Genomic DNA, 16,888 nt, shown 5'->3' on the forward strand with positions numbered 1-16,888 from the left:
GACGGGGCAGTTGACGCAGAAGGTGGGCACGGGTGGATACCGAACGGTACGGCGCGGCGGTGGCCGCGGCACAGGCCGGTGACCGGCAGGCCGGGCAGGAGCTGATCGCCGGTCACCTGGCGCTGATCTACAACATCGTGGGCCGGGCGCTGAACGGCCACCCCGACACCGACGACGTGGTGCAGGAGACCATGCTGCACGCGGTGGACGGCCTGGCCGGGCTGCGCGAGCCGGCCGCGTTCCGGTCCTGGCTGGTGGCGATAGCGATGAACCAGGTGCGCCGGCGGCACCGGGCCCAGCAGGCCGCGCCGGCCCGCGGCGCGCTGGACGACGCCAGGGACCTCGCCGATCCGGGGGCGGACTTCGTCGGGGCGACCATCGTCCGGCTCGGCCTGGCCGGGCAGCGGCGTGAGGTGGCCGAGGCGACCCGCTGGTTGGATCCGGAGGACGGTGAGCTGTTGGCGCTGTGGTGGCAGGAGGCCGCCGGCGGGCTGGGCCGGGCCGAGCTGGCCGGGGCGCTGGGGCTGACCCCGCAGCACGCGGCGGTCCGGGTGCAGCGGATGCGGGAGCGGTTGGACACCGCGCGGCTGGTGGTCCGGGCGCTGGCCGCCGCCCCCGGCTGTAAGGAGCTGGCGGCGCTGACCAGGCCGTGGGACCGGGTGCCGGCGGCGCTCTGGCGCAAGCGGATCGCCCGGCACGTCCGGGCCTGCCCGGGCTGCCGGGACCAGGCCCACGACCTGGTGCCGGCCGAGGGACTGCTGGCCGGGCTGGCGCTGCTCCCGCTGCCGCGCCACCTGCACGCGCTGTCGACGTCCGGCTCCGTCCCGGCACCGGCCGGGACCGGAACGTCGGCCTCCCCGACGTCCGACGCCGCACACCCGGGTCGGGACGGCACCGGACCGCGTCGCTCCCGCCGCCGCACCGCCACCACCGGCCACCGCACCACCACCGACCACCGCCGGTCCGCCGGCTCCGGGCGCCGCCGCCGGACCACCACCAGCCGCCGCCGGCTGGCCGCGCTGGCCCTCGGCGCGCTCGCCGTGGTGACCGCCGCCGGCCTGGCCTGGGACGGCCTGACCCCGGCCATCCACGACCCCGGCCAGACCGCCGCCACCGGCCCGGTGCTCGGCCGGCCGGCCGTGCTGGACAACCTGGGGAGCAGCCTGCCCTCGGTCGCCGTCACCGTTCCGTCGAACCCCGTCCGCTCCGGCCCGGCGTCCCCCGACCCCGACGGCACCGCCGTCGGCACGCCCAGTGCCACCGCCTCGCCGTCCGCCTCCCTCGCCACCACCACGGCGGCCCCGCCCTCCGCCGGACCGAGCAGCACCGCGCCCGCCGTCCCGTCCGCCACGGCCACCACCAGCGCCACCCCCGCCCCGCGCGCCGCCCAGAACCCGGCCAACGCGGCCAACGCCAACAGCATCGCCGCCTTCGCCCAGCAGGTGCTCGACCTGGTGAACACCCAGCGGGCGCAGAACGGCTGCGGCCCGCTGACCGTCGATCCGCAGCTGCAGCAGGCCGCCCAGGGCCAGTCCACGGACATGGCGGCCCGGCACTTCTTCGACCACACCAACCCCGACGGCGCCGGCCCGCAGCAGCGGATCGACGCGACCGGCTACCACTGGAGCCTCTGGGGCGAGAACATCGCCCAGGGCCAGACCGACCCGGCCGCGGTGATGGCCAGCTGGATGAACAGCCCGGGCCACCGCGCCAACATCCTCAACTGCGGCTTCAAGCAGGTCGGGATAGGAGTCCAGCTGGGCCCGGGCGGCCCGTGGTGGACCCAGGACTTCGGCGCCCCGGCCTGACCGGGCCGTCGAGGACGGCGGTCGGCCCCGCCCCCACCCGGGAGGCGAGGCCGACCGACCCGCGCTCACCCGGCCGACGGCACCGCGCCCGATCCGTCCAGGGCGACGGCCCCGGGTTCCTCGCCCGTCCCACCGCCGCCCTCCTGCTCCGGCACCGCCGCCCGGGCGTCGCCCGGCCCGCCGGGCAGGCCCTGCTCGCGGGCCAGGGTGAGGTGGGCGGCGCAGGCCACCACCACCCACCCGAGGCCGCCGCTGTGGGTGTACGCGTGTCCGGCGGTGTGCAACTGCTGCTCGCTGCCGCAGTACAGGCAGGCGTTGGCGTGCAGCTGCTCGCCGCTCACCAGCAGCTGCTGGGCGGGACCGTCGATCGGGTGGTAGTCGATCGCGATCGGCGGGCGGGCGGCGGTGAGCTGGTGGGACGTCAGATCGGAGGTCATCGGGTCAGCTCCAGGGTGAGGTCTCCAGGGGCGGGGCGGACTCGGATCCGGTCACCCTGTGTGCCCGCTCGACTCCGCCCACGGACCCAGCCTGGCCCTGTCGGGCGCCGATCGCACCCTGGACGACGAGATTGGGCGGCCCTTTTCCCAACCCCGCCCCCGGCCCGCCCCGCCCCCGACCGCCGCCGGCCGCCCCGCTCGACCCCCCTGCCGCCGGCGACCGGGCAGGTGAGAGTGTGTCAGCATGCCGACGAACCAAGTGCCCCAGCCGAACGAGCTGCCCCGCCAGCTCGCCCGCACCCGTCGCTTCACCCTGGGTACCCCCACCACCTTCACCGTCACCGCGGACGGCGCGGGCCTGCTCTTCCTGCGCAGCCGGGCCGGCGACGACCCGTCGAGCTGTCTCTGGGCCCTCGACCTGGACAGCGGCGCCGAGCGGCTGCTGGTCGACCCCGCCGATCTGCTCTCCGGTGCCGTCGAGCAGCTCTCGCAGGCGGAGCGGACCCGCCGCGAGCGCACCCGGCAGGGCGGCGGCGGCGTCGTGGAGTACGCCACCGACGCGGCGGCCGGGCTGGCCGTCTTCGCGCTCTCCGGCGACCTCTGGGCGGTGGACACCGCCACCGGCGCCGCCCGCCGGCTGCCCGCCCGGGCGCCGGTGGTCGACCCGCGGCCCGACCCGGCCGGCCGCCTGATCGCCTACGTCAGCGAGGGCGCGGTCCGGGTCATCGGCGCGGACGGCACCGGCGACCGCGCGGTCGCCGAACCGGACGGGCCGGCCGTCGGCTTCGGCCTGCCCGAGCACGTGGCGGCCGAGTCGATGGGCCGCTACCGCGGCTACTGGTGGGCCCCGGACGGCTCCCGGCTGCTGATCGCCCGGGTCGACGAGGCCCCGGTCACGGTCTGGTACCTGGCCGACCCGGCCAACCCCGCCACCCCGCCGCGGGCCGTCCGCTACCCGGCGGCCGGCACCGCCAACGCCGAGGTCACGCTCTGGCTCACCGACCTGGACGGCAGCCGGACCGAGGTCGGGTGGGACCACGCCGCGTTCGAGTACCTGACCGCGGCCGGCTGGGACGCGCACGGCCCGTTCGCCGCCGTGCAGACCCGCGACCAGCGCACCGTGCGGCTGCTGGCGATCGACCCGGCCGACGGCAGCACCCGGACGCTGACCGAGCAGCGCGACGAGGCGTGGGTCCAGCTGGTCCCCGGCCTGCCCGCGCGCACCGCCGCCGGGGCCCTGCTCGGCACCGCCGACCTCGGCGACACCCGGCACCTGACCGTGGACGGCAGCCCGGTCACCCCGGCCGGGCTGCAGGTGCGCGCCGTGCTCGGGGTGGACGGCGACACCGTGCTCTTCAGCGCCTCCGCCGAGCCCACCGAGACCCAGCTCTGGAGCCACCACCCGGAGACCGGCGCGAGGCGGATCGGCGAGGGGCCGGGCGTCCACACCGGTGTGCGGCGGGCCGGCACGCTGGTGCTGACCACCCGCTCGCTGGACCGGCCGGGCAGCCGGACCGAGGTGCTCCGCGCGGACCGACCCGCGCTGGCCGTGACCTCGCACGCCGAGCACCCGGTGCTGCCGCTGCGGGCCGAGCTCGCCGCGGTCGGCCCGCGCGAGCTGCGGACGCTGCTCTTCCTGCCGTCCTGGCACCGCGCCGGCGACGCTCCGCTGCCCGTGCTGCTCGACCCGTACGGCGGGCCCGCCGCGCAGAAGGTCGTCCACGACCAGAACGGACACGCGTTCGTCTCGCAGTGGTTCGCCGAGCAGGGCTTCGCGGTACTGGTCACGGACGGCGCCGGCACGCCCGGGCGCGGGCCGCGCTGGGAGCGCGAGATCCACGGGAACATCCTGGGCCCGGTGCTGGCGGACCAGGTGACCGCCCTGCACGAGACCGCCCGGCAACGCCCGGAGCTGGACCTGTCCCGGGTCGGCATCCGCGGCTGGTCGTTCAGCGGGACGCTCGCCGCGGCGGCGGTGATGCGGCGGCCCGACGTCTTCCACGCGGCCGTCTCCGGCGCACCGGTGACCGACCAGCGGCTCTACGACACGCACTGGCGTGAGCGCTTCGTCGGCCACCCGGACGAGCAGCCGGAGCGCTACGACGCGGAGTCGCTGCTGCTCGACGCGGAGCGGCTGAGCCGGCCCCTGCTGCTGATCCACGGTCTGGCGGACGACAACGTGGTCGCGGCCAACACGCTGCGACTCTCCGGCGCGCTGCTGGCGGCCGGCCGACCGCACGAGGTGCTGCCGCTGAGCGGGGTGACCCACCTGGCCGGGGGCCCGGGGTTCGGCAACCTGCTCGGGCACCAGCTGGAGTTCCTGCGCCGGCACCTGGGCGGCACGATCGGCCGCCGGTAAACACTCGGGAGGGTCAGAACACTCGGAAGAGTCAGGGCTTCCGGGAGGGGCAGGGCTTTCGGGAGGGTCAGGGCTGGACGTCGCTGCGGCCGGACACCCAAGCCAGCGCGGCCCGCACCCCGCGGGCGTGGTCCCGCTCCTCGGCGCCGAGCCGCTCGTCCTGCTCGCGGACCTGGGCGGCCTGCTGCTCGGCGCCGAGCTGTGCCGGGCACGGGCCGTCCGGTCCGCTGGCCACGCTCTCGGTTATCGGCGCCAGCGGACTTCGGCTGAGCGCCCAGCGGTAGCCGTCCAGCGCGCCGCGGTGGAACCGCGAGGCCTCGAACGGGGGATCTCCGATGTACTCGAGACGCGCGAGCGCGTCCTCAACCTGCTCCCGGGAACGCGCCCCGACCCGGGACGTCACATCGTGGCTGGTCATGAGGGCAGGTTAAGCACGCCGTGGGAACCGGGGCGCCCCCGGACGGCCAATCCGGCGAACGGTGGACACCGATCCGCCGGCTCTCCGGGGTGCGCGAAGGAGCGTTTCGGCTCCACACTCGTTAGGCAGGGCCATTCGGCCGACCGCTCCGACCAACGGAGGCAAGCCATGTCCGAGCCCATCAGCGAGGCGCCCACGCCCGACCACCTGCTGCACTCCGGGGGCGAGCACCCGGTTGACCCGATCGACCTCGTCATGGCGCGCGGGCAGGACCCCACGCCGGAGCGGATCGAGAAGGCCCGGCAGGCCCTGGAGCGGGACGGCGCCCGAGCCGTCGAACGCCTGCTGCCCTGATCCCGCGGGCTCGGCCCGCGGGCGGGGCCGAGCCCGTATCCGGCCGCGGCTCAGCGCCGCAGCCGCGGCAGCACCAGGTGCCTGACGAGCAGCGCCACCACCAGTGCCCCGACCGCGATCAGCAGGTAGAGCTGGTAGCGCAACGCCTCCCGGTAGACTTGGTCGATGTGGCCGCCGGCCGCGTACCCGGCACCGGCCCAGACCCCGGTCCAGAGCGCGGCGCCGAGCGCGTTGAAGGCCAGGAACCCGCGCCAGGGCATCTCGGTGATCCCCGCGATGATGCCGTTGGTCTGCCGCAGGCCGTCGATGAAGCGGGCCACGGTGACCACCTTGCCGCCGTTGCGGGCGAAGAACTCCTCACCGCGGTGCAGCCGCTCGGGGGTCAGCAGCACGTACCTGCCGAACCGGTGCACCAGCGCCCGGCCGCCGGAGCGGCCGATCAGGTAGCCGGCGCAGTCCCCGGCGAACGCGGCGGCGACGGCGACCGCGATCACCCCCGCCAGGTTCAGCTTCCCGGCGCCCGCGTAGACCGCGGCCAGGATCAGCACGGTCTGGCCCGGCACCGGGATCGCCGCGTTGTCGAGGAAGACCAGCAGCCCGACGGCCGCGTAGCCGTGGTGCTCCAGCAGCGGCGCCAGCGCCGCCAGCGGGCCGGGCAGCTCCGGGCTGCTGGACATGGAGACCTCCCGATGCTCCGTGGACGCACATTGTCGCAGGCTTGTGACGTTCTTCGCGCGCCGATTGGTCCGATTTACTCATAATCGGTGCTTAGGCTCTGAGGCATGTCTGCGTCGCACCAAGGCTCGTTCGTACACAAGGCCCGGCTCGCCGCCAAGCTGCTGAGCGTCAGCGCGGTGGCCGGCGTGCTCACCGCGGGGATCGCGATGCCCGCGGTCGGCGGTCTCGGACTGGGCGCCAAGAGCGCCATCGAGGACTTCAACAGCCTTCCGGACGACTTCATCGCGCCGCCGCTCACCCAGGCCTCGACGATCTACGACGCCAACGGCGGCGTGATCGCCACGGTCTTCGACCGGGACCGCACGGTCGTCCCCAGCGACCAGATATCCCCGCTGATGAAGTCCGCCCTGGTCGACATCGAGGACAACCGCTTCTACCAGCACGGCGCGATCGACCTCAAGGGCGTGCTGCGGGCGATCAGCAACAACGCCAACGGCGGCGGGGTCCAGGGCGCCTCGACGATCACCCAGCAGTACGTGAAGAACGTCTTCGTCGAGGAGGCCGGCGACAACCAGCAGGCGGTCCTCGCGGCCCAGGCGCAGACCATGGGCCGCAAGATCAAGGAGATGAAGTACGCGATCCAGGTCGAGGAGACCCTCTCCAAGGACCAGATCCTGACCAACTACCTGAACATCACCTTCTTCGGCGAGCAGGCGTACGGCATCGAGGCGGCCTCCGAGCGCTACTTCAGCGTCCACGCGAACCAGCTCACGCTGCCGCAGGCCGCCCTGCTGGCCGGCCTGGTGCAGTCGCCCAGCGGGTACGACCCGATCGCCAACCCCAAGGCGGCCAAGGAGCGGCGGGACACCGTCCTGCAGAAGATGGCCCAGTACGGCACGATCACCCAGGACCAGGCCAACCAGGCGATCGCCACCCCGATCCAGCTCAACCCCACCACGCCCCAGCAGGGCTGCATCACCGCCCAGCAGGGCGAGGGCTTCTTCTGCGACTACGTGAAGCAGACCGTGCTGAACGACCCGGCCTTCGGAGCCACCGCGGCCGACCGGTCGGCGCTCTGGTCGCGCGGCGGTCTGCAGATCCACACCACTCTGGATCCGAAGGCGCAGGCCGCGCTGCAGTCCTCGGTCACCAGCCACGTGTACGCCTCGGACAAGGCGGCCACCGCGATGACCATCGTCCAGCCGGGCACCGGCCAGATCCTCGCGATGGGCCAGAGCCGTCCGTACGGCTTCAACGCCAACCAGACCACGATCAACCTCAACGTCGGCAAGTCGATGGGCGGCGGCCAGGGCTTCCAGCCCGGCTCGACCTTCAAGCCGATCGTGGCGGCGGCGGCGCTGGAGAACGGCATCGACCCGTCCCAGAGCTACCCCTCGCCGTACAGCGAGACCTGGCCGGCGATGACGGACTGCGACGGCAACAAGTACCCGGCGAGCGGCCAGGTGCACAACGACTCCACCTCGCTGGTCGGCCCGTTCGACATGAGCCAGGCCACCGCGCTCTCCGTCAACACCTACTACGCCTCGCTGGAGGGCGACACCGGGCTCTGCAACGTCGTGCAGATGACCAACAAGCTCGGCATCACCCAGCAGGCCGGCGGCCAGAAGCTCAGCGCGGTCCCCTCCATGGCACTGGGCAGCAACAGCCTCACCCCGCTGGACATGGCGAGCGTCTACGCGGCCTTCGCCGCGCACGGCTCCTACTGCACGCCGACCGCGATCACCTCGGTGACCACCGCGGACGGCAAGTCGATCCCGGTGCCGCAGGGCAACTGCACCCAGGTGATGTCGCAGAACACCGCGGACTCGATCACCACCATGCTCAAGGGCGTGGTCCAGGACGGCACCGGCACCACGGCCGGCCTCACCGACCGCGACAGCGCGGGCAAGACCGGGACCACCGACCAGAGCAAGCAGGTCTGGTTCGTCGGCTACACGCCGCAGATGGCGGGCGCCACCGTGGTCAGCGACACCGACAAGATCGCCCCGCTGAACGGGCAGAGCATCGGCGGCCAGGTGGTCGGCCAGGCCTTCGGTGGCACGCTGGCCGGCCCGATCTGGCGGGACGCGATCAGCGGCGCGCTGAAGGGCGTACCGCCCACCCCGCTGGCGTCGGTGCCGCTGCCGTAGCCGGTCGGCCGACAGCGCTGCGCTGCCCTGCTCCCCCTCGGGGGGCGGGGCAGCGCCTTTCTGCTGCCACGACGGACCATTGACAAACCATCATGGAAATGGCTTTCATTTCCATGATGGCTCTCCCTGCCGTCCGTACCTTCTGCCCCCTGCCTTCTGCCCCCGGAGCTCTCCATGTCCCTCACCGTCTCCCCCGACCTCCTCGCCCAGGCCGAACAGGGCGAGGTGGACGAAGCCGACTTCGTCGACACCGTCCGCACCTCGCTCCCCTACGCCTACCAGCTGATCGAGCAGCTGACCGGCGAACTCGGCACGTCCGGCGACCCGTTCGCCGACAACACCGTCGAGCCGCCGTCCGACGCCGAACGCGGCCAGCTGCTGCGGGCGTTGGCGAGCGACGCGATCCGGGGCAGCCTGGAGCGGCACTTCGGGGTCCGGCTGGCCTTCATGAACTGCCACCGGGTCGCGGTCTTCCCGCTCGGCTCCGAACAGGGCGACGCCTACCGGCAGTTCACGTCCATCCGGTCGCAGCTCCTCAACCAGACGCCCGAACTGCGCAGTTGCTGACGGGGAAATGACGGTGGCCCGGTGCGAGGAGACTCCCCTCCTCGCACCGGGCCACCGCTACCACCGCTGCCCGGGCCTCAGCCCTCCAGGTCGCCGGCCCCCGGACGGACCGCCGCGACGGCCGCGCCCAGCGCCTCCTTGATCCGCGGGCCGAGCCGGGCGAAACCCAGCTCCTTCATCGCCGCACGCAGCAGCTCGTCGTCGGTGCGCTCGACGGCGTCGCCGTCGATCCACCGCACCAGCGCCACCAGCTGCTCCGGCGTGTACGCGGTCACCGGCCGTCCGGCCACCACCTCGGGCTTCCGCGGCCGCCGCACCCGCTTGACCGGCGCCGGCTCCACCTCGGCGGCCGGCGCCGGCTCCACCTCGGCCGCCACGGCCTCGGCCTCAGCCGTCACGGACTCCGCAACCTCGACGACCACCGGCTCCGCGGACTCGGGCTCGGGCTCGACCACCGGCTCCGCGACGACCACCGGCTCGGCGACCACGACAGCCTCAGCGATCACGGACTCCGCAGGCTCGGCGATCAAGGACTCCGCAGACTCAGCCACCACCACCTCGGCAGCGACGTCCTCCCCGTCCTCGGGCTCCGTAACGGCCGCCGGTTCCGCGGGCTCGACCGCCTCCACCACCACCGGCTCGGCGGTCTCAACCGCCTCAACCTCCTCCTCCACCGGCTCCACCGCGACCGGCTCCACCACTACCGCAGCCGGCTCCACCTCCACCGGCGCAACCTCCACCGCAGCCGCCCGCTCGGCCTCCGGCTCCGCCACCACGTCCTCGCGGGACTCCCGGGGGCCGGCCGCCAGGGCACTCCGCGCCGCGGCCTCCGCCTCACCCGTGTGGCGCCGGTACGCGGCCTCCGCCGCCGAACGGTCGGCGCGGGCCGCCGTCAGCTCGGCGAGCAGCTCGCCCAGACCACCGGCCTCCAGCCCCTCCCGCAGGGTACGGAGTTCGGGCAGGCGGTAGAGGGTGCCCTCGTCTGCGGCCAGCCGGTCCACCAGGTCCGCCAGGTCGTCGAACGGGAGCATGGTCAGGTCCCCCTCCGGCAGCAGCCGGCCCAGCTTGCGCAGCCCGGCGGCCAGCGCCTCGGCCGCCTGCGCCGCGGCGTCCACCAGCTCACCGTCGAGTGCCCGCACGCCGGGGGCCGCGCCGGCCGCGCCGGTCGCCCACAGCGCCCACTCCGACCGCTCGGCCAGCGCGGCGACCAGCGCCTCGTGCAGGACCTCGCGGCGCGGCCGGTCGGCGGCGGCCAACCGACGCGCCTCGGCCCGCAGTCGGCGGCGCCGGCCCCAGGAGAGCTTGATTCCGCGTTCCCGGCGCCAGTTGCTGGTGGCGGTCGCCGCCGCCAGCGCGTCGAGGTCGGCCTGGTAGGCGTCCACGCGCAGCGTCGCGGCGGTGCCCTGGACCCTGCGCACCAGCGCGACCAGGGCGTTGACCTCGGTCGCGGTGCCGGGCTCGCGCAGCGCGGCGACGGTGGCGAGCCGGGTGGCCGCCTCCCGGGCGCCGGCGAGGTCGCCACCGCGGATCTCGGCGAGGGCGGTCGACGCGGCCCGCGCCTCCTCCGGGCCGGTCACCGAAGCGGCCGCGGCGTACCAGGCGTGAGTCTCGGCGACGAGGGTGGTGCCGCCCAGCTCGACGTAGCGGAGCAACTCCTCGCGGAGGTCCGGCCCGGGGTGTCCGGCAGGACCGGCCGACCGGTCCTGAGGCGGTACATCAGCGTTCTGCACAGGAAGTACTGTCATGGGAAGTCCGGTTCGTGGCGAGGGGCGGAGGGTCAGGACGGCTGCAACGAGGCCGACCCACCGGTTTCGGTAGGTCAGAATACGGGTGAGCGTTCGAGCCATGCACGTACCGACCACCCAGCTGCCACTGTGCCGCGCCCGAACCATCCTCACCGGTGCTGACACGCGCGAGCCCCCACCGAACGCCGCATCGCGGAAGCGTATTTCTGACCATCACACAGTTACCGCTCCGCCACCGGGCGCGACAGCTCCGCCCGGCCTGCCACCCCAAACGTCGACCCAGCCGACGTTCACGGCGACGACAACGCTCCCCGGGTCCCGTCCCACGGGCAGCCGCCGCCACCCCGCGCCCCACCGGCGTCCCCACCGGCGGCGGACGCCGGGCCCGCGCGGATAGGCTGGGCGGAAGTGTTCGTGGAGAGCCGAAGGGGAACGACTGTGAGCCTGTACGACATCCCGCTGCGCACCCTGGCCGGGGCGGACGCCTCGCTGGCGGACTATCGCGGCAAGGCGCTGCTGCTGGTGAACGTCGCGTCCAAGTGCGGGCTGACGCCGCAGTACGCGGGGCTGGAGCGGCTGCAGGAGCGGTACGCCGAGCGCGGGTTCAGCGTGCTGGGCTTCCCGTGCAACCAGTTCGCGGGCCAGGAGCCGGGCAGTGCCGAGGAGATCCAGACCTTCTGCTCGACCACCTACGGCGTGAGCTTCCCGCTGTTCGAGAAGCTCGACGTGAACGGCGCCGACCGGCACCCGCTCTACGCCGAGCTCACCCGCACCGCCGACGCCGAGGGCCAGGCCGGCGACGTGGCCTGGAACTTCGAGAAGTTCCTGGTCGCCCCCGACGGCACGGTGGCGGCCCGGATCCGCCCGCGCACCGAGCCCGAGGACCCGGCGCTGCTCGCCTCGATCGAGGGCCTGCTGCCCGCTTAGGGGCCGGCTGTCCGGCGGATCCTTCCGGCCCCGCGACGTCGGAGGACCCTAGGACGGCACCAGCAGGCGGGTGCCCGGCGGGAGGGCGCCCGCCCGCTGTGCCGCCGCGAGCTGCGCCGGCAGGGCCGCGCGCAGGGCGGCGGCGGCGCGGGTCAGCGGCAGGTCGCGGCCGTGCGCCACGGCGATGGTGCGGCCCAGGCCGGGGGCGGCGAACGGGGTGACCGTCAGGCCCGAGCGGGCCGCCACCATTCCCGGCAGCACCGCCGGCCCCAGCCCGGCCCGGACGAAGCCGAGCACCGCGTCCATCTCACCGCCCTCCACCGCGAACCGCGGCTCGAAGCCGGCCGCCCGACAGGCGGCCAGGGTGCTCTCCCGAAGGTCGTAGCCCTCGCGGAACATCACCAGCGGCTGGTCCCGCAGGTCCTCGATCCGGGCCAGCCGACGCCGCCCACCGCGCGGAGCCACCGTCGACACCAGCACCAGGTCCTCGTGCAGCAGTTCGGTGACCACCAACCCCCCGAGCGGGACCCCGGCCTCCGGCGTGATGATCAGCGCAAGGTCCAGCTCGCCCGCCGCCAGCGTGCGCACCAGGTCGCGCGAGCCGTCCTCACGGATCTGCAGCTCGACGCCCGGGTGCGCGGCCCGGTAGGCGTGCAGCAGGTCGGGCACCAGGCTGACGCAGAGGCTCGGCGGCGCGCCCAACCGGACCCGGCCTCGCCGCAACTGCACGGTCTCCTGCACCGCCCGGCGGGCGGTCTCGGAATCCGCCAGGATCCGCCGGGCCAGCGGGAGCAGCGCCTCGCCGGCGTCCGTCAGCGCCACGTTGCCGCGCGTGCGATGGAACAGCTCGGCACCCAACTCCCGTTCCAGGGACCGAATCTGCTGGGAGAGCGAGGGCTGGGCGACCCGCACCAGCTCGGCCGCCCGAGTGAAGTGCCGGGTCTCGGCGACGGCCACGAAGTAGCGGAGCTGCTGGAACTGCACACCAGCCATCATAGGCATCCCCTATCGCGGTGAGCTCCACCATGTCTTGGACGCGTGCCCACCCCGCTCCCTAGCGTGGTGGACATGGCACTGGCGACCTCCGGGACGAGCCGACGTCCCTCCACTGTGGCGACCCTCTGGCGGTCGACCGTCGGCAAGAAGGCGGCGATGGCCATCAGCGGCGTGGTGCTGCTGCTGTACCTGGTACTGCACATGCTCGGCAATCTGAAGGTCTTCTTCGGGCCGGACGACCTGAACGGCTACGCGGGCTGGCTGCGGACCATCGGCGAGCCGGCCCTGCACTACGGCTGGTTCCTCTGGATCGTGCGGGTCGCCCTGGTGGCGGCGGTGGTCGTGCACGGGGTGGCCGCCTACCAGCTGAGCCGGCGCGACCTGGCGGCCCGCCCGCAGAAGTACGCGCACCCCCGGCCGCGGGCGAGCTACGCGACCCGGACGATGCGCTGGGGCGGCGTGATCCTGGCGCTGTTCGTGGTCTGGCACATCCTCGACCTGACCACCCTGACCGTGAACCCGCACGGCGAGCCCGGCCACCCGTACCAGAACGTGGTGGCCGCCTTCTCCACCTGGTACGACGGCGGCGTCTACTGTGTCGCAATGCTCGCGCTCGGGCTGCACGTCCGGCACGGCTTCTGGAGCGCCGCGCAGACCCTGGGCCTCAACAACCCGCGCCGTGACCGGGTGTTGAAGCTCACCGCGAACGTCCTGGCCGGCGTGCTGACGGCCGGGTTCCTGTCCGTCCCGATCGGCGTGATGACCGGAGTTGTGCGATGACCCGCGAGCCAGAGAACCACGAACCGCCGAACCCCGAGCCAGGGAACTACCTGAGCTACACCGAGGGCGCGCCGGTCGCCGACTCCAAGGCGCCCACCGGGCCGATCGAACTCCGTTGGGACCAACGGAGGTTCGAGGCGAAGCTGGTCAACCCGGCGAACCGGCGCGGCCGGACGGTGATCGTGGTCGGCACCGGCCTGGCGGGTGCCGCGGCCGGCGCGACACTCGCCGAACAGGGTTACCGCGTGGTGCAGTTCTGCTTCCAGGACTCACCGCGCCGGGCCCACTCGATCGCCGCGCAGGGCGGCATCAACGCCGCCAAGAACTACCGCAACGACGGCGACTCGATCCGCCGGCTCTTCTACGACACGGTCAAGGGCGGGGACTTCCGCGCCCGGGAGTCCAACGTGCACCGGCTGGCGCAGGTCTCGGTGGAGATCATCGACCAGTGCGTGGCACAGGGCGTGCCGTTCGCCCGCGAGTACGGCGGCCTGCTGGACACCCGCTCGTTCGGCGGGGTCCAGGTCTCCCGCACCTTCTACGCCCGCGGCCAGACCGGCCAGCAGCTGCTGCTCGGCGCCTACCAGGCGCTGTCGCGCCAGATCGCGGCCGGCACGGTGGAGATGCACCCGCGCACCGAGATGCTGGACCTGCTGGTGGTGGACCGGCGGGCCCGCGGGATCATCGCCCGCGACCTGGTGACCGGTGCGCTCACCACCCACCTGGCGGACGCCGTGGTGCTGGCCACCGGCGGCTACGGCAACGTCTTCCACCTCTCCACCAACGCCAAGAACTCCAACGCGACGGCGATCTGGCGGGCGCACCGGCGCGGTGCGTACTTCGCCAACCCGTGCTTCACCCAGATCCACCCGACCTGCATCCCGCGCTCGGGCGAGCACCAGTCGAAGCTGACCCTGATGAGCGAGTCGCTGCGCAACGACGGGCGGATCTGGGTGCCGCGCACCCCGGGCGACAGCCGGCCGCCGGCTGAGATCCCGGAGGCCGAGCGGGACTACTACCTGGAGCGGGCCTACCCCTCGTTCGGCAACCTGGTGCCGCGCGACATCGCCTCCCGGGCCGCCAAGAAGGTCTGCGACGAGGGGCGCGGGGTCGGCCCGGGCGGCCAGGGGGTGTACCTCGACTTCGCCGACGCCATCGCCCGGTCGGGGCGGGCGGCGGTGGAGGCGAAGTACGGCAACCTCTTCGAGATGTACCAGCGGATCACCGCCGAGGACCCGTACCGGGTGCCGATGCGGATCTACCCGGCCATCCACTACACGATGGGCGGGCTCTGGGTCGACTACGACCTGCAGACCACCGTGCCGGGCCTGTTCGCGATCGGCGAGGCCAACTTCTCGGACCACGGCGCCAATCGGCTCGGTGCGAGCGCGCTGATGCAGGGTCTCGCGGACGGCTACTTCGTGTTGCCGCCGGTGCTCAACGACTACCTGGCCGGCCTGCGGGCCGAGCCGGTCCCCTCCGACCACCCCGAAGTCGCCGCCGTGACCGCCGAGACGGCCGACCGGCTGGCCCGGCTGCTCGCCGTGGACGGCGACCGAACCCCGGACTCCTTCCACCGCGAGCTGGGCGAACTCCTGTGGGAGTACTGCGGGATGGCCCGGACCGAAACCGGGCTGCGCAAGGCGCTGGCCCGGATCCCGGAGCTGCGTGCGGAGTTCTGGCGCCGGATCAAGGTGCCGGGCACCGGCCAGGAGCTCAACCAGGCGCTGGAGCACGCGAATCGGCTGGTCGACTACCTGGAACTGGCCGAACTCATGTGCCTGGACGCGCTGCACCGCACCGAGTCCTGCGGCGGGCACTTCCGCGAGGAGAGCCAGACCGCGGACGGTGAGGCGGCCCGCCGCGACGAGGAGTTCGGCTATGCCGCGGCCTGGGAGTTCACCGGCCCGGGCAGGGCGCCCGCGCTGCACCGCGAGCAGTTGGCCTTCGAGTACGTCCACCCCACCCAGCGGAGCTACACATGAACCTCACCCTGCGGATCTGGCGGCAGGCCGGGCCGGACGCGCCCGGCGCGCTGACGAGCTACCAGGTCACCGACGTCAGCCCCGACATGTCGTTCCTGGAGCTGCTGGACGCGCTCAACGAGCAGTTGATCCTGCGCGGCGAACAGCCGGTCGCCTTCGACCACGACTGCCGGGAGGGGATCTGCGGCGCCTGCGGGATGGTGATCAACGGGCAGGCGCACGGCCCCGAGCGGACCACCACCTGCCAGTTGCACCTGCGGCACTTCCGGGACGGCGACACCATCGACGTCGAGCCGTGGCGGGCGGCCGCGTTCCCGGTCGTGAAGGACCTGGTGGTGGACCGCTCGGCGTTCGACCGGATCATCGGCTCGGGCGGCTACATCACCGCGCCGACCGGCAGCGCGCCCGACGCGCACGCCACACCCGTCCCCCGGGAGGCGGCCGAGCTGGCCTTCGAGCACGCCGAGTGCATCGGCTGCGGGGCCTGCGTGGCGGCCTGCCCGAACGGCTCGGCGATGCTCTTCACCGCGGCCAAGGTGGTGCACCTGAACGTGCTGCCGCAGGGCGCGCCGGAGCGCGGGCGGCGGGTGCGCTCGATGGTGGCGGCGATGGACGCGGAGGGGTTCGGCGGCTGCACCAACACCGGGGAGTGCGCGACGGCCTGCCCGAAGGGCATCCCGCTGAGCGGCATCGCCACGCTCAACCGCGAGTTCCTCCGCGGCGGACGGTAGGCCTCAGGGTTCTCGTCATACCTGAGGAGGAGACCCGCCCCCGCCGTCCCGTCGGCTGGGGTTCGGGCAACCGTTCGACGGGGCGACTGAACGGGCCGATCCGGGCAACAGGATGGACGGGAGCACATTCCCGCGATCCCAGGAGCCCCCCATGAGCACCACCATGACCGCCGTCGGAGCCGCCGCCACCGCCACCGGACTGAGCAAGGTCTACGGCGCCGGCGAGACCCGGGTGGTCGCGCTGGACGCCGTGGACGTGGCCTTCCGCCGCGGCGAGTTCACCGCGATCATGGGCCCGTCCGGCTCCGGCAAGTCCACCCTGATGCACTGCATGGCGGGCCTGGACACCGCGAGCGCGGGCTCGACCAGGATCGGCGAGACCGAGCTGGTGGGCCTCTCCGACAAGGAACTCACCCGGCTGCGCCGGGACCAGATCGGCTTCGTCTTCCAGGCCTTCAACCTGCTGCCGACGCTCACCGCGCTGGAGAACATCACCCTGCCGCTGGACATCGCCGGCCGCAAGGCGGACCGGGCCTGGCTGGACCGGGTGGTGGAGACGGTCGGCCTGGCCGGCCGGCTGTCGCACCGGCCGAGCCAGCTCTCCGGCGGCCAGCAGCAGCGGGTGGCCTGTGCCCGCGCGCTGGCCGGCCGCCCGGAGATCGTCTTCGCCGACGAGCCGACCGGCAACCTGGACTCCCGCTCGGGCGCGGAGATCCTCTCCTTCCTGCGCAACTCGGTGCGCGAACTGGGTCAGACCGTGGTGATGGTGACCCACGACCCGGTGGCCGCCTCGTTCGCCGACCGGGTGGTCTTCCTCGCCGACGGCCGGATCGTCGACGAACTCGCGCTGCCCACCGCCGACAGCGTGCTGGACCGGATGCGCCGGTTCGATGCCAAGGGCCGCACCAGCTGACGGGTCGTCAGCCACGTCCGCCCGGTAACGAACCCGACGA

15 protein-coding genes are annotated in these 16,888 nt (G+C 73.6%); 10 read left to right on the plus strand and 5 right to left on the minus strand.

What is annotated here, in order from left to right:
- Positions 1–32 precede the first annotated feature (32 nt).
- On the plus strand, positions 33–1,808 hold the full coding sequence (locus ACZ38L_RS25110; RefSeq protein WP_465697317.1) for a sigma-70 family RNA polymerase sigma factor: 1,776 nt from the start codon (positions 33–35) through the stop codon (positions 1,806–1,808).
- A 65-nt stretch (positions 1,809–1,873) separates the two neighbouring features.
- Here the strand turns inward: ACZ38L_RS25110 and ACZ38L_RS25115 are convergent, their stop codons facing one another.
- On the minus strand, positions 1,874–2,245 hold the full coding sequence (locus ACZ38L_RS25115) for a hypothetical protein (RefSeq protein ID WP_396562421.1): 372 nt from the start codon (positions 2,243–2,245) through the stop codon (positions 1,874–1,876).
- Between the two features lie 244 nt (positions 2,246–2,489).
- Here ACZ38L_RS25115 and ACZ38L_RS25120 point away from each other — a divergent pair, with 244 nt between their 5' ends.
- Complete coding sequence (locus tag ACZ38L_RS25120) at positions 2,490–4,604, plus strand: S9 family peptidase (RefSeq protein ID WP_465697320.1); 2,115 nt, start codon at positions 2,490–2,492, stop codon at positions 4,602–4,604.
- Between the two features lie 67 nt (positions 4,605–4,671).
- Here the strand turns inward: ACZ38L_RS25120 and ACZ38L_RS25125 are convergent, their stop codons facing one another.
- Positions 4,672–5,022: a hypothetical protein gene (locus ACZ38L_RS25125; protein WP_396562425.1), complete on the minus strand. Its 351-nt coding sequence runs from the start codon at positions 5,020–5,022 to the stop codon at positions 4,672–4,674.
- A gap of 168 nt (positions 5,023–5,190) precedes the next feature.
- Between ACZ38L_RS25125 and ACZ38L_RS25130 the strand changes: the two genes are divergently transcribed.
- Positions 5,191–5,376: a hypothetical protein gene (locus ACZ38L_RS25130; RefSeq protein ID WP_396562427.1), complete on the plus strand. Its 186-nt coding sequence runs from the start codon at positions 5,191–5,193 to the stop codon at positions 5,374–5,376.
- 50 nt (positions 5,377–5,426) lie between these two features.
- On the opposite strand, the gene ACZ38L_RS25135 is transcribed toward ACZ38L_RS25130, so the two are convergent.
- Positions 5,427–6,053: a DedA family protein gene (locus tag ACZ38L_RS25135; protein ID WP_465697323.1), complete on the minus strand. Its 627-nt coding sequence runs from the start codon at positions 6,051–6,053 to the stop codon at positions 5,427–5,429.
- 105 nt (positions 6,054–6,158) lie between these two features.
- Between ACZ38L_RS25135 and ACZ38L_RS25140 the strand changes: the two genes are divergently transcribed.
- Positions 6,159–8,204, plus strand: a complete 2,046-nt coding sequence (locus ACZ38L_RS25140; RefSeq protein WP_465697325.1) for a transglycosylase domain-containing protein — start codon at positions 6,159–6,161, stop codon at positions 8,202–8,204.
- 174 nt (positions 8,205–8,378) lie between these two features.
- Positions 8,379–8,771, plus strand: coding sequence for an SCO5389 family protein (locus ACZ38L_RS25145; protein ID WP_465697327.1), 393 nt, complete (start codon positions 8,379–8,381; stop codon positions 8,769–8,771).
- Positions 8,772–8,848: 77 nt separating this feature from the next.
- Here the strand turns inward: ACZ38L_RS25145 and ACZ38L_RS25150 are convergent, their stop codons facing one another.
- Complete coding sequence (locus ACZ38L_RS25150; RefSeq protein WP_465697329.1) at positions 8,849–10,501, minus strand: hypothetical protein; 1,653 nt, start codon at positions 10,499–10,501, stop codon at positions 8,849–8,851.
- 453 nt (positions 10,502–10,954) lie between these two features.
- On the opposite strand from ACZ38L_RS25150, the gene ACZ38L_RS25155 reads away from it, so the two are divergent.
- Complete coding sequence (locus ACZ38L_RS25155; protein WP_396562436.1) at positions 10,955–11,443, plus strand: glutathione peroxidase; 489 nt, start codon at positions 10,955–10,957, stop codon at positions 11,441–11,443.
- A 48-nt stretch (positions 11,444–11,491) separates the two neighbouring features.
- On the opposite strand, the gene ACZ38L_RS25160 is transcribed toward ACZ38L_RS25155, so the two are convergent.
- On the minus strand, positions 11,492–12,427 hold the full coding sequence (locus ACZ38L_RS25160) for a LysR substrate-binding domain-containing protein (protein WP_465697331.1): 936 nt from the start codon (positions 12,425–12,427) through the stop codon (positions 11,492–11,494).
- 84 nt (positions 12,428–12,511) lie between these two features.
- Here ACZ38L_RS25160 and ACZ38L_RS25165 point away from each other — a divergent pair, with 84 nt between their 5' ends.
- From ACZ38L_RS25165 to ACZ38L_RS25180, 4 genes are all read left to right on the plus strand, one after another.
- A complete protein-coding gene (locus ACZ38L_RS25165) occupies positions 12,512–13,219 on the plus strand; it encodes a succinate dehydrogenase cytochrome b subunit (RefSeq protein WP_465697333.1) in 708 nt (235 codons plus the stop codon).
- Positions 13,216–15,204 carry a fumarate reductase/succinate dehydrogenase flavoprotein subunit gene (locus ACZ38L_RS25170; protein ID WP_465697335.1) on the plus strand — a complete coding sequence of 663 codons (1,989 nt, stop codon included), beginning with the start codon at positions 13,216–13,218 and terminating at the stop codon, positions 15,202–15,204. The genes ACZ38L_RS25165 and ACZ38L_RS25170 overlap by 4 nt, the downstream gene beginning before the upstream one ends.
- Positions 15,201–15,935 carry a succinate dehydrogenase/fumarate reductase iron-sulfur subunit gene (locus ACZ38L_RS25175; RefSeq protein WP_465697337.1) on the plus strand — a complete coding sequence of 245 codons (735 nt, stop codon included), beginning with the start codon at positions 15,201–15,203 and terminating at the stop codon, positions 15,933–15,935. The genes ACZ38L_RS25170 and ACZ38L_RS25175 overlap by 4 nt, the downstream gene beginning before the upstream one ends.
- A 151-nt stretch (positions 15,936–16,086) precedes the next feature.
- Positions 16,087–16,848: an ABC transporter ATP-binding protein gene (locus tag ACZ38L_RS25180; RefSeq protein WP_465697339.1), complete on the plus strand. Its 762-nt coding sequence runs from the start codon at positions 16,087–16,089 to the stop codon at positions 16,846–16,848.
- Positions 16,849–16,888 lie beyond the last annotated feature (40 nt).

The sequence above is a fragment of the Kitasatospora sp. NPDC024654 genome, assembly GCF_055559155.1.

Coding starts and splice junctions, on each gene's coding strand:
- ACZ38L_RS25175 (WP_465697337.1), top strand. CDS start 15,201: ATGAACCTCACCCTGCGGATCTGGCGGCAGGCCGGGCCGGACGCGCCC.
- ACZ38L_RS25135 (WP_465697323.1), bottom strand. CDS start 6,053: ATGTCCAGCAGCCCGGAGCTGCCCGGCCCGCTGGCGGCGCTGGCGCCG.
- ACZ38L_RS25165 (WP_465697333.1), top strand. CDS start 12,512: ATGGCACTGGCGACCTCCGGGACGAGCCGACGTCCCTCCACTGTGGCG.
- ACZ38L_RS25170 (WP_465697335.1), top strand. CDS start 13,216: ATGACCCGCGAGCCAGAGAACCACGAACCGCCGAACCCCGAGCCAGGG.
- ACZ38L_RS25115 (WP_396562421.1), bottom strand. CDS start 2,245: ATGACCTCCGATCTGACGTCCCACCAGCTCACCGCCGCCCGCCCGCCG.
- ACZ38L_RS25140 (WP_465697325.1), top strand. CDS start 6,159: ATGTCTGCGTCGCACCAAGGCTCGTTCGTACACAAGGCCCGGCTCGCC.
- ACZ38L_RS25130 (WP_396562427.1), top strand. CDS start 5,191: ATGTCCGAGCCCATCAGCGAGGCGCCCACGCCCGACCACCTGCTGCAC.
- ACZ38L_RS25125 (WP_396562425.1), bottom strand. CDS start 5,022: ATGACCAGCCACGATGTGACGTCCCGGGTCGGGGCGCGTTCCCGGGAG.
- ACZ38L_RS25180 (WP_465697339.1), top strand. CDS start 16,087: ATGAGCACCACCATGACCGCCGTCGGAGCCGCCGCCACCGCCACCGGA.
- ACZ38L_RS25120 (WP_465697320.1), top strand. CDS start 2,490: ATGCCGACGAACCAAGTGCCCCAGCCGAACGAGCTGCCCCGCCAGCTC.
- ACZ38L_RS25145 (WP_465697327.1), top strand. CDS start 8,379: ATGTCCCTCACCGTCTCCCCCGACCTCCTCGCCCAGGCCGAACAGGGC.